This window comes from Xanthomonas cissicola, from assembly GCF_008801575.1.
In the GTDB taxonomy this organism is placed as follows: domain Bacteria; phylum Pseudomonadota; class Gammaproteobacteria; order Xanthomonadales; family Xanthomonadaceae; genus Xanthomonas; species Xanthomonas cissicola.
Genome location: NZ_VZPL01000095.1, coordinates 1 through 12,045, shown reverse-complemented (window position 1 = coordinate 12,045; position 12,045 = coordinate 1). Strand labels below are relative to the sequence as shown.

Sequence of the window (12,045 nt, the reverse complement as noted above, 5' to 3'; positions counted from 1 at the left end):
CACCGAAATCGAACGCTGGCGACGCGAATACAACGAGGACCGACCCAAGAAGGCGATCGGCGGCATGACCCCGGCTGCTTATGCCCAACATCTGGCAAACACCGATATCATTACCCCCGGACTCTAAACCAAACCACTACTCAGGGTGGGGGGACGTCGCCTGATGTCGGTAATCACCTGCTAGCTTTTAAAAGAGTCCACTGAAAAGTGGATTCTTTTTGGCTTGGATAAATTTGGAGGATATTTATTTTAGTTGTCCCCACATAAACCAGGCTAGCCCGATCACGGCAATCGGCGCGAGCTGTCGCGGGTGAACGTGGACACCACGGTGCAGGAGAAGGCGATCGCCTATCCGACCGATAGTCGTCTGCTTGATGCAGCACGCAAGAAGAGGTTGGAGTTGGGTTCGTCACACAGCCGAAGCGGCTCGGCTGGAGCGCCAGCGATATCTCCCCTTACTTCACGCCCGATGCCCGCTCATTTCCTGCCCGGCATGCTTGTCGAAGCGTAGATGCCACCAGGTGGCGCTGAGCGAGATCAGGCTGACCACGCAGAACGCCAGCGAGAAATCGCGTTGCGCAGGCTGGCTGTGATCGCCGGCCAGCATCGCCAGTTTGAGGATCATCGCACCGGCGCACACGCCCACCGAGAGCATCAGTTGCTGCAAGGTCGTATACAGGCTGCTGGCGCGGCTCATGCGCGCGGCAGGCACGTTCTCGTAGGCGATGGTGTTGTAGGCGGCGAACTGGAACGACATGAAGGCGCCGCAGCACAGCAACAGGCCGAACATCAGCGCCGGCGGCCAATCGGGGCGGAACAACGCGCACACCATGTAGCCCAGGCTGGCGAGCACACCGTTGCCGATCAGGCTGTTGCGATAACCGAAGCGGCGCAGCAGTTGCGGGGTGATGCTGCGCATCAACAACGCGCCGAGCGCGGTGGCCAGGATCAGGCGGCCGCTGTGCGCAGCGCTCATGCCGAAGCCGATCTGAAACAGCAGCGGCAGCAGAAACGGATGCGCGCCCTGGGTGATGCGCATCAATGCGCCGCCGATCACCGACAACCGGAACGAGTCGATCCGCAGCAAGCTCAGATCCAGCAGCGGAGCAGGGTGGTGATGCGCGTGCCAGAGATACCCCAGCGCAGCGCTGCCGCCGATCGCCAGCAACCAGCTGGCCGTGCCGATGCCGTTTTGCTGGCTGACCATTTCCAGGCCGAACAGCAGGCAACCGAGCGCAGTGCCGCACAGCACGAAGCCGCGCAGGTCGAAGCGCGCTGGCCCCGATTCGGTGGGAATCTCGGGAATGAAACGCCGCACCAGCAGGAAGCCGGCGATACCGATCGGCACGTTGATATAGAAGATCCAGCGCCAATCCAGGTACGAGACGAAAAAGCCGCCCAGCGGCGGGCCGAGCATCGGGCCGATGAAGGCCGGCACCAGCGTCCAGGCCATCGCCGACACCAGATGGCGGCGTTCCACCGTGCGCAGCAGGATCAGCCGGCCTAGCGGGGCCATCATGGCGCCGCCTGCGCCCTGCAGCACGCGCGCGGCCACCATGGTGGGCAGGCTGTCGGCCAGCGAACACAGGATCGAACCACCGACGAACACCCAGATGGAGGCGCCGAACACGCGGCGCAGGCCGAAGCGGTCGGCGATGGCGCCGCTGGCCGGGATCAGCACCGCCAGGGCCAGCAGGTAGCTGGTCATGGCGATGCTCATGGCCGGCGCCGCCACGCCGAAATCGCGCGCCAGCGTCGGCAGCGCGGTGGCCAGCACGGTGGCATCCATCTGCTCCATGAAAATGGCGCAAGCCAGGATCAGCGAGATGATGCGGTAATCGGGATAACGCGGCGGCGTAGCGCCGGCCTCGGACACGCTGGAGGACATCGGACTCTCGGTTGCGGGGCCGCGCCGCCTGCGTCGCAGACGACTGCAGGGTCGGCCCGCGTCGCACGGTGTTGTGCGGCGCAACATGCCCATTGTCTGCCTCTGCAGCGTTGCATTCAAGCCAATGGCAGCAACGCTGCGTACGTTTGTTGGGGGCAGGCCAGGCGTTGTGCGCTGCGAGGGACGCGGCCGTGAGGAAACTTACATGCCGGGGAACGCGGCCGCGGCGCGCGCACGCTTATCCGTCCCTTCGAGGCTTCTTCCAAATGAGAGAAGGGCATAGGCGGGCGCCTTGCTGAGCCCCTTCCTGCTGAAAAAAGGGTTGGGATGAGGCTGCGGCGAAGGACCGCCGACATCAAATCGCGTTTCGCGACCGTTCGCCTGCCTGCATCAGCGCGGGGACCTGCCCGGATCAGCGCTACGCCACTGGGCTGTCCCAAGCGTCCTTGATCTGCAGAATCTGCGGCAATGCCTCGTGGAAATGCTGCACCAGGCGCGGTTCCAGTTGTTTGCCTGCCATGCTGTCGAGCTTGCGCATGGCGTCCTCCACCGTCCACGGCGCCTTGTAGGCGCGTCGCCCGCACAGTGCATCGAACACGTCGGCCACCGCCACGATGCGTGCCGATTCGGGAATCGCCTCGCCCGACAAACCTTGCGGATACCCGCTGCCGTCCCAGCATTCGTGATGATGCAGCGCGATTTCCGCTGCCAACTGAAACACCGGACCGCGGCCGTGGCGCAACAGGTCATGGCCGGCTTGCGGGTGCTGGCGCACCACCGAGCGTTCGTGTTCGTCCAGCGAATCGGGCTTTTGCAGGATGCTGCCTGGCACTGCGATCTTGCCGGCGTCGTGCAACGGGGCGGCGTCCTGCAGGGTCTGCGCCTGCTGCGGCGACCAGCCCACCGCCTCGGCCAGGACACGTGCATATACCGCCATGCGCCAGATATGCGCGCCGGTGTCGGCGTCCTGGCCCTGGCCGGCGGTACCGAGCAGATGGATCGCCTCGCGGTATTGCTGGGCAAGGCGTGCGTTTTCGGCCAGCTTCAACTGGGTACCGATGCGTGCCTTGAGCAGCGCAGGCGAGTAGGGCTTGCTGACGTAATCGGCCGCGCCCGCTTCCAGCCCGAGGCGTTCGTCGTGTTCGCTGTTGCGCGAGGTCACGAACAGGATGGGGATGGCGTTGCTGGACGGCTGCTGCTTGAGCGCGCGCGCCACCGCATAGCCGTCCATGTCGGGCAATTCGACATCCAGCAGGATCAGCTTTGGGGCGTGGCGGCTGACCGCATCCAGTGCTTCGCCGCCGGATTTGGCGAATACCAGCGTGAAGTCATCGCGCAGCAGCTGGCGCAGGGTGGCCAGGTTGCTGGACTCGTCGTCGACACAGAGCAGGGGGCGGGACGGCATGGTGGATCCTTGCCAGACGCTCGGGGAGCGATCAGTGCGGGTGGGTGGCCTGCCACTCGCGCAACGTGGCTTCGGCGCGGCGGAAGTCGAAATCTTCGACCGCGCGTTGCAGGGCTTCCTGCAGTGCGCGCGGCAAGCGTGGCGCGCAGATCAACAGCGCATGGTCGACCTGGTCGGCATCGTCGCTGGCAAAGGCCGATGTCAGGATCTGCACGCTGTCTGCATCCAACGCAACGCCCTCCTCGTCGGCGGCAACGTCGCTGTCGCCATGCTGCAAGAATGCCCGGATCGCGTCGGCGGTGCGCTGCATGATGTCCTTCAACGCAATCAGCGATGCGGTGATGTCGTGTCCTTCCTCGATACGCGTCTCCAGGTCGCCGGCTGCACCGGCCAGCGCCGGCAGCGCGAGCGAGCCGGCTGCGCCGCGCAGCTTGTGCGCCATCGCGCCGATGGCCGGCAGCTCGTTGCGACGCAGATGCTCGGCGGCTATCTCAGCCGGGTCCGGGTTGTCGCGCAGCAGCTTGATCAGATAGCGCGCATAGGGTTCGCGCTCGCGCCACAGGCTGCGCGCGCGTGCGGCGTCCAGCAGTTCCGGGTCGCTGTATTCCCATTCGGGACCGGCGTGCGCCTGCGCCTCGTGCGGAAGCGATGGAATGCGCCGTGTGCCCGGCTGCAGGAAATGACGAATGGCAGTGACCAGTTCTTCGACGTTGAATGGCTTGGCGATAAAGCCGTTCATGCCCGCTTCCAGCGCTTTTTCCTGCTGCGGGCGGAACGCGCCGGCGGTCAGCGCGATCACCGGCAGGCTGGCCAGGGCCGGGATCTGGCGTAACCGGCGCGTGGCCTCGTAACCGTCCACCACCGGCATCTGCACATCCATCAGCACCAGGTGGAACAGGTTGGGCGCGCGTTTGAGCGTACTCACTGCCTGTTCGCCATCGTGGGCGACGGTGACCATGGCGCCTTCGCCCTCCAGAATGCGCTGGGCGACTTCGCAATTGATGTCGCTGTCGTCGACCAGCAGCAGGTGGGCGCCCTCCAGACGTCGCGCAACGAATGTCGGCGTGGCAGGGCGGGTACCCGGGCGTTGCTCGAGCAGTTGTTCGACCAGCCGGTGCAGGGCCGCGCCGGTCACTGGCTTGGTCATCACCGCATCCAGATCCTGCTGCTCGGGATGCTGCTCCAGCAGGCGGCGCTCGTAGGCGGTGACCATCACGATGACCGGATGCGGGCCGGGCGTGGCGCGTGCACGAATCTCGCGCGCGATGGCCACCCCGTCGATATCGGGCATGCGCCAGTCGAGCAGGAAAATATCGTAGGGGTCTGCAGCGTGTTCGATGGCCTGCAGTGCGGCCTGTCCGCTGGCCACCGCATCCACGCGCCAGCCGAGTTCGGTGGCGATGCGCACCAGGTTGTTGAGCGCTGCATCGTGGTCGTCGGCGATCAGCACGCGCGGCATCGCTTCCGGCGGCAAAGCCGGCAATTCGCGCTGTGCCTGCGGTGGCGCGGATTTTTCCAGCGTCACCACAAAATAGAACTCGCTGCCGCGGCCGGGCACGCTTTCCACCTCCAGTTCGCCGCCCATCAATTCGACCAGGCGCCGGCTAATGGTCAAACCCAGGCCGCTGCCGCCGTAACGCCGACTGGTGGACGTGTCGGCCTGCAGGAACGGCGAGAAGATCACGCTCTGTTTTTCCTTGGAAATACCGATGCCCGTGTCGCGGACCGAAAACAGCAGCTTGAACTTGTTGGGGTCGCCGCTGGGGAAGCGGCGTACCGACAGCACCACTTCGCCCTGTTCGGTGAACTTGATCGCATTGCCGACCAGGTTGACCAACACCTGGTTGATGCGCAGCGCATCGCCCAGCAGCCAACGGCTGTCGCGTGGCAGGGGTTCGACGATCATTTCCACCGGTTTGGCGCTGAGCGAGGAGCGCATCAGGTCGGCGATGTTATCGAACAGCTGGTTCAGATCGAACGGCGCGCATTCCAGGTCGATACGCCCGGCCTCGATCTTGGAAAAGTCCAGGATGTCGTTGATGATCTCCAGCAACGTGCGCGCGGAGCGGTCGATCTTGGCGACCATGTCCTGCGCGGCGCCGGGCAGTTCGCTGCGTTGAAGCAGGTACAGCATGCCCAGGATGGCGTTCATCGGCGTGCGGATTTCGTGGCTCATGTTGGCCAGAAAATCGGATTTGGACTGGTTGGCGCTCTTGGCCGCATCCATCGCCAGGCGCAGCTGTTTTTCGTGCAGCTTTTGCTCGGTGAGATCCACCGCCACGCCGAGATAGCCGATCACCTGGTCGTGGTCGTCGCGCAGGGTGCTCAAGGTCAGCAGCACCGGCAGGCGACGCCCGTCATGGCTCACGTAGGTCCACTCGCTGGTGTCGCTGCGCCCCAGGCTGGTGAGCGCGGCGATCGCCTCCAGCGTGTGCGCCACCTGTGTCCCGGTCTGCTCGGCCAGCATGTGCGCGCGCTCCTGCAGTTCCTCTTGCTCGACGAACTGGCTGGCCTTGCGTCGTCCGATTACTTCTGCCGCGCTGTAGCCCAACAGTTTTTCGGCGGCCGGATTGAACAGCGTGACGAAGCCGCTGGAATCGGTGGCGATGATGGCGTAGCCAGCGTGCGCCAGGATCGCGCGTTGCAGCACCGAGAACTTCACCAGCTCGCTGGTGCGTTCGGCGACCTGGTGTTCGAGCGAGGCGTTGAGGTCGATGATGCGTTGGTGCGAGCGCACGCGGTCGGAGATGTCGCGGAAGAAATGCGAATGGCCGCTGAGCGTGCCTTCGCTCTCGATGATCGGCGCCTTGCTGGCCAGCACATGCACCTGATGCCCGTCGCGATGGCGCATGATCTGCGCCGCCGATGCGTTGCCCGCCAGTGCCGCGTCGGCAGGGTCGACCTCAGGCATCGCATACGGCTGCGGCGACAGCAGCATGGTCAGGTCCTGATCGATCGCCTCGTCGGCCGTGTAACCGAACATCGCCTCGGCGGCCGGATTCCAGTGCGTGATACGTCCATCCGGGGTTTCGGCAACGATGGCTTCGCTGGAATGGCTGACCAGCGCGGCCAGTTCCATCTGCTTGCGCAGCACTTCCTCGCGGCGCAGCCCATTGCTGAAATACAGCACCAGCAGGGCGGCAAACAAGACCGCGGCGGCCATCACTAGCCCGCCGATCAACCAGGGCGAACTCTGGTTGAGCGATGCGATGAAGCCGGCGGTGGGGTGGGCGGTGATGACCCAGGTGCGGCCGTAGATCGGCAACAGCCGCACCACCGGCGGACTCAGCGCGCTGTCGCTGGCTGGCGTGCCGCTGCGATAGAAATTGTGGGTGGGCTCATTGCGGTCGGACAGGTCCAGCGCCACGTCGTCGCGCTCACCCAATGCGCTTCGCACCATCTGCTCGACGCTGAAAGGCGCATACACCCAGCCGCTGGTGGCGAGCATGCGCTGTTGCGGGGTCTGCAACGGCATGCCTTCCCGATAGACCGCCAGCAGCACCAGAAAGCCGCTTTCGCTGGGAACGCGGTAACCGGAGAGCGAGATCGGCGAGGTCATGACCGGCTCGCCGCTGCGTGCGGCCTGCAGGGCGGCGGCACGCCGGCGCGGCTCGGAGGCGATATCGATGCCGAGCGGGCGGTTGCCCGAGGATTCCGGCTCGAAATACAGCACCATGTAACGCTCGCCATCCCATGGCGCCAACGGCCGGCGATGGATGTCCGGCGCGCCGTCGGCACGCGCGGCCTGCAGAAATGCGGCTTCGTCGGCCGGGGCGACCCGATGGATGTAGCCGTAACCCAGCACCCCGGGAAACTCGCGCGGATAATCCCGCGAGCGGCTATACAAGGTGAAGCGTTCTCGACTGATGATGTCGCTGCCCGCGCCGATCACCGCACCGCGTGCGCCGCGCAAGCCATGCTCGAAGGTGGACATGCGCTCGCTGATGTTGCGCGCCAGCGTACGCACTACGTAGTCGAAGCGTTGCTGGCGCTCGAGCTCGTTCTGCCGTTGCAGCCACACGCCGGTGACGATGGCGGCAACCAGGCCGGCGCTCAGAATCAGCAGTGCACCAAAGAATGCGCGACGCCCGTATGTCCTGCGCAAATCCCAGCGGCCCTTCGGCATGTTCGTTCCTTCGCCTTGCCTGTTACGTGCCCAGAGTGCTGGCCGACCTGCGTCGACCTCGTGGTGCCGCCCGATATCCGGCGGCTGTGTGCAGTCCCCCAAGCCTGCACGTCATCTCGGATGGGCGATCGACGTTCCCGCATCAAAACGACAGCCAGATCGACAACGCGTGAAGAATCAGTCCGATCAGTCCACCGACCAACGTTCCATTGAACCGAATGTATTGCAGATCGCGTCCCACCCCCAATTCCAATTGTTCGACGAGGTGACGTTCGTCCCAACTTTTCATCGTCGACGCAATATGGTCGGTGACCGATGTGCGCAAGCGCGCGGTGAGTTTGTCGGCGGCCTGCAACATATGTTGATTGAGCGCTTCACGCAGCGAGGGATCCTGCGACAAGGCCCGGCCGAGCGATTGCATGGAACGCTCCACGTGCGCGGCCATCGACGATTGCTCGCGCGCCAGATCATTGCGCAGTGCGTCGCGAATTTCGCCCCATAACCCTTGCACATAGTCCTGCAGTGCCGGATGTTCGATGGCGCGTTGCTTGAGTTCTTCCACGCGCACGGCCATTTCCGGTTCGTCGCGCAAGCGCGTGATGTAGCCCTGCAGCCACGCTTCGTAGTCGAGCCTGATTGGATGCTCGGGCGTTTTGAGGATGTCCTGCAGTTCTTCGATCGCCGCACGCGCCATGCGGTCGGCCAGGCTGTCGCCGATCTCTTCGATCGGCTTGACCCAGTTCACGGTGCCGACCAGCTTGGGCCATTCGCGGCGCGCGTAACGCACGATCAATGCAGACGCGCGCGTCTTGACCTGCTCCTGGTCCAGCCATTCACCCAGCCGCAGCAACACTTCATCCAGCAGCTTCTGGTGGCGGCCGTCGGTGGTGAGCAGGGCCATCACATCGCCGATGGTGGCGGCGGCGTTCCATTTGCGCAGGCGGTCGACCACGAAGCCTTGAATCGCGCGGCGGACGGCTGCCTCGTCGAGCAGTTCCAGCGCCTGCAGCATCCAGCCGCGCGTCATCTGCGCCAGCATGCGTGCCTGCTCAGGCTTGGCCAGCCAATCGCCCAGCCGGCTGGCGGGATCGAATACCCGCAGCTTTTCCATCAACGCATCCGGGGCGAGGAACTGGTCGCGCACGAACACTGCCAACCCGTCGGCCAGCCGTTCCTTGCCGCGCGGCAGGATGGCGGTGTGCGGGATCGGCAGGCCCATCGGGTGGCGGAACAGCGCCACCACCGCGAACCAGTCGGCCAATGCGCCCACCGTGGCCGCTTCGCAGAAGGCCGACACCCAGGCCCAGATGCCGTGTTCGCCCATCAGGTGGCTGACGACGAAGCCGGCGAACATCGCCAGCAACAAGGCCACCGCCAGCAGCTTCATGCGCTGCAACTGGGCACGACGAGGATCGATCGGACGGGGAGTGCTGAGACTGGGTTCCATCGGTGAAGTGTACCCAGTCGTTTGACCAGGGAATGTCCACGGCAGTTGGCGCCATCGCGCGCAGTTGGTGGCCGCGTCTTGCGTGCCTTGTGCTCCAGCTGCGCCTGGGTTGGGGCGACCCAGCGGCTGCTGTCGTAGGAGCGCACCCGGGCGCGATGGGCTCTATCGGGAATGCCTGTCGCGCCCGGGTGCGCTCCTACGCGATGGCTGTTAGCTAGCAGGTGCGCGTTCTCCGCCACACAGATGCTCTGGCTGCGCTTGAAACGGGCACCCCAGCGGCTGTTGCTGTCGTAGGAGCGCACCTGGGCGCGACGGGCTTTATCGGGAATGCCTGTCGCGCACAGGTGCGCTCCTACGTGTTGCTGTCGACTGTCGGGTGCACTCAGCCACGCAGGCGTTCCAGCTGCGCCTGCAGTGCGGTCACCTTCGATTGCAGCGCGGCATTCTCGTTTTCCAGTTCGGTGACGCGGCGCTGCAGGGCCTTGATGTCGCGGCGTTCGGCTTCGCCACCTTCGGCCTCGTCGGCCTTGGGTTTGCGCTTGGCATCGCGTACACGCTTGGCGGCCTGTTTGAGTTCGGCCTTGCCGGCCTGCGCGGCGGCGCGTTGTTCGTCCTCCGACAGCGTGGCCACCGCGGCAGCGGCGCTGATCGAAATCTCGCCCGCCTTGACCGCCTGCACCACTTCCGGCGCGGCCTGCTTATGGATGCGTTCGATCATCACCACCTGGTTGCTGCTCAGGCGCGCTTCGCGGGCCAGCTCGGCACGGCTGACCGGGGTAGAGGTTTCGTCCCACGGCGGGCTGTCGGTGTCGTCGGCGGTGTGCGTGCTGCTCTGCTCCAGGCCAGTGTCCGGCTGGTCGCCGGCCACCGCCGGCGCTTCGGCTGCGGCGTCGGCGTCGCGCTGGCTGCGTTGGCGTGCGGCCAGGATCTCGCGCTTGCGCAACGCCAGTACGCCACGCTGGAAGTCGGACACGCTGCGCCGGCCCAGGTGCTGTTCGATCATCCACAGGTGCACGTCCTGCATGGACTGGAAGCGCGTGTTCTGCACCGTCTGGAACGGCAGCCCGTGTTTCTGGCACAGACCGTAGCGGTTGTGGCCGTCCACCAGCACATCGCCCCACAGCACCAAGGCATCGCGGCAGCCTTCGGCCAGCAGGCTGCGTTCCAGCGCCTCTTGCTCGTCGGGCGTCAGCGGGTCGATATAGGCCTTGAGTTCTTCTTTGACAACGATGTTCATACGGCAACTGCTGGGATGCGGGGCGGGCATTGTAGTGAGCCGGCCCCGGCTTTGCGCGCTTGACGGGCGCCTGCATGCGTGACACGCGGAGGCCTGTCGCCGGCGTTGCGGTCGTTGCCTAAGGCCAGCCGAGCCTAGTCCACCTGGCGAAGCATCTTGCCCAGCGTCTCCACCATCTGCCCGATCTGCTCCGGGGTGACGATCAGCGGCGGTGACAGTGCGATGACATCGCCGGTGACGCGCACCAGCAGGCCGCCCTCGTGGAAACAGCGCTCGAAGACCTCGTAACCGCGCGCGCCCGGGGCGCCGTCGCGTGGTGCCAGCTCGATCGCGCCGATCAGGCCGATGTTGCGGATGTCGATCACATGCGGCGAGCCGCGCAGGCCGTGCAGTGCGTCTTCCCACTGCGGGCCAAGCGTGATCGCGCGCGTGAACAGCTCTTCCTCGGCATAGGTGTCCAGCGTGGCAATCGCCGCTGCACAGGCCAGCGGGTGGCCGGAATAGGTATAGCCGTGAAAGAGCTCGATCGCGTTTTGCGGCCCGTGCATGAAGGCATCAAAGATCGCATCGGCCACCAGCACCGCGCCCATCGGCACGGTGCCGCTGGTCAGGCCCTTGGCGGCGGTGATGATGTCCGGGGTGACGCCGAAGCGTTGCGCGGCGAATGCGTTGCCCACGCGGCCGAAACCGGTGATCACCTCGTCGAACACCAGCACGATGCCGTGACGGTCGCAAATGGCGCGCAACCGCTGCAGGTAACCTTCCGGCGGCAGGATCACGCCGGCCGAACCGGACACCGGTTCGACGAACACTGCGGCGATGGTGGATGCATCGTGCAGGGTGATCAGCCGTTCCAGATCGTCGGCCAGCTCCGCGCCGTGTGCGGGCAATCCACGCGCATAGGCGTTGCGCTGCAGATCCAGCGTGTGCCGCAGATGATCGGTACCGGCCAGCAGCGGGCCGAACCACTTGCGGTTGTTGGGCAGGCCGCCGATCGACATGCCGCCGAAGCCGACCCCGTGATAAGCCTTCTCGCGGCCGATAAAACGGGTGCGCTGGCCTTCGCCACGCAGCCGGTGGTAGGCCAGCACGATCTTCATCGCGCTATCCACCGCCTCCGAGCCGGAGTTGGTGAAGAACACATGGCCCAAGCCGGGCGGGGCGATTGCGGCCAGCCGCTGCGCCAGTACGAAGGGCAGCGGCGAGCCCATCTGGAAGGTCGGCGCGAAATCCAGCGTGCCGGCCTGTTCGCGAATGGCGGCCACGATGCGCTCGCGGCCATGTCCTGCATTGCAGCACCATAGGCCTGCCGTGCCGTCCAGAATCTGGCGGCCGTGGACATCGCGGTAATGCATGCCCTGCGCCGAGGCCAGCAGGCGAGGCCGTGCCTTGAACTGGCGATTGGCGGTGAACGGCATCCAGAAGGCGTCCAGCTGCGTCGGTGCCTGCAGCGCATCGGCGGCGTCGCTGGGAAGGTGGTGGGGCATGGCAGGCTCCATCGTGCAGGATCGCCCGACTGTACGCAGCTGGCGCCTCGGCCGTCACCTGAAAGGCCGGCAGGCGCACAGGAGTAGCAGGCGCATCGTGCGTACTCCGGTCGAGCGACACCAGGACCGGATGATGCCGGCACCTGCCGCAGCGCTGCGCGTGCAGCCGGCGCGGGGACGGGTTTCGCGACGCGGTTGGCGAAGTGCAGACAGACTAGTCAATTAGGGCCTGTTAACACTAATGGCCCGAGCGATTAAACTATTGGGCATGGAGATCACGCCAGCACAATTTTCTCTGATCGAACACTGCCTGCCGGCGCAGCGCGGCAATGTCAGCATGACCAACCTGCAAGTGGTCAACGCCATCCTTTACGTTGCCGAGCATGGCTGCAAATGGCGCGGCCTACCCAAGCGCTTTGGCAACTGGCATACGGTCTACACACGCATGAACCGTT

General features: G+C 65.3%; 8 protein-coding genes and 1 pseudogene. 3 read left to right on the top strand and 6 right to left on the bottom strand.

What is annotated here, in order from left to right; genetic code table 11:
- Positions 1 to 127: integrase core domain-containing protein (locus F7R02_RS22515; protein ID WP_151210081.1), on the top strand; the 127-nt coding region annotated here is incomplete at its 5' end.
- Between the two features lie 168 nt (positions 128 to 295).
- Positions 296 to 415 (top strand): annotated as a pseudogene (locus tag F7R02_RS27600) (IS5/IS1182 family transposase); the annotation flags it as partial.
- A 45-nt stretch (positions 416 to 460) separates the two neighbouring features.
- Here the strand turns inward: F7R02_RS27600 and F7R02_RS22510 are convergent.
- The 6 genes from F7R02_RS22510 to aptA form a co-directional block, all read right to left on the bottom strand.
- Entirely contained in the window at positions 461 to 1,888 is a 1,428-nt protein-coding gene (locus F7R02_RS22510; protein ID WP_078589485.1) for a DHA2 family efflux MFS transporter permease subunit, read from the bottom strand.
- 418 nt (positions 1,889 to 2,306) lie between these two features.
- Positions 2,307 to 3,293, bottom strand: a complete 987-nt coding sequence (locus F7R02_RS22505) for an HD-GYP domain-containing protein (protein ID WP_078589487.1) — start codon at positions 3,291 to 3,293, stop codon at positions 2,307 to 2,309.
- Positions 3,294 to 3,324: 31 nt separating this feature from the next.
- On the bottom strand, positions 3,325 to 7,419 hold the full coding sequence (locus tag F7R02_RS22500; protein ID WP_078589490.1) for a CHASE domain-containing hybrid sensor histidine kinase/response regulator: 4,095 nt from the start codon (positions 7,417 to 7,419) through the stop codon (positions 3,325 to 3,327).
- Positions 7,420 to 7,561: 142 nt separating this feature from the next.
- On the bottom strand, positions 7,562 to 8,866 hold the full coding sequence (locus tag F7R02_RS22495) for a DUF445 domain-containing protein (protein WP_014090415.1): 1,305 nt from the start codon (positions 8,864 to 8,866) through the stop codon (positions 7,562 to 7,564).
- 382 nt (positions 8,867 to 9,248) lie between these two features.
- Positions 9,249 to 10,103, bottom strand: coding sequence for a plasmid replication/partition related protein (locus F7R02_RS22490; RefSeq protein WP_078589493.1), 855 nt, complete (start codon positions 10,101 to 10,103; stop codon positions 9,249 to 9,251).
- Positions 10,104 to 10,237: 134 nt separating this feature from the next.
- Positions 10,238 to 11,602: an omega-aminotransferase AptA gene (aptA, locus tag F7R02_RS22485; RefSeq protein ID WP_181388256.1), complete on the bottom strand. Its 1,365-nt coding sequence runs from the start codon at positions 11,600 to 11,602 to the stop codon at positions 10,238 to 10,240.
- A 256-nt stretch (positions 11,603 to 11,858) separates the two neighbouring features.
- Between aptA and F7R02_RS22475 the strand changes: the two genes are divergently transcribed.
- Positions 11,859 to 12,045: transposase (locus tag F7R02_RS22475; RefSeq protein WP_151210039.1), on the top strand; the 187-nt coding region annotated here is incomplete at its 3' end.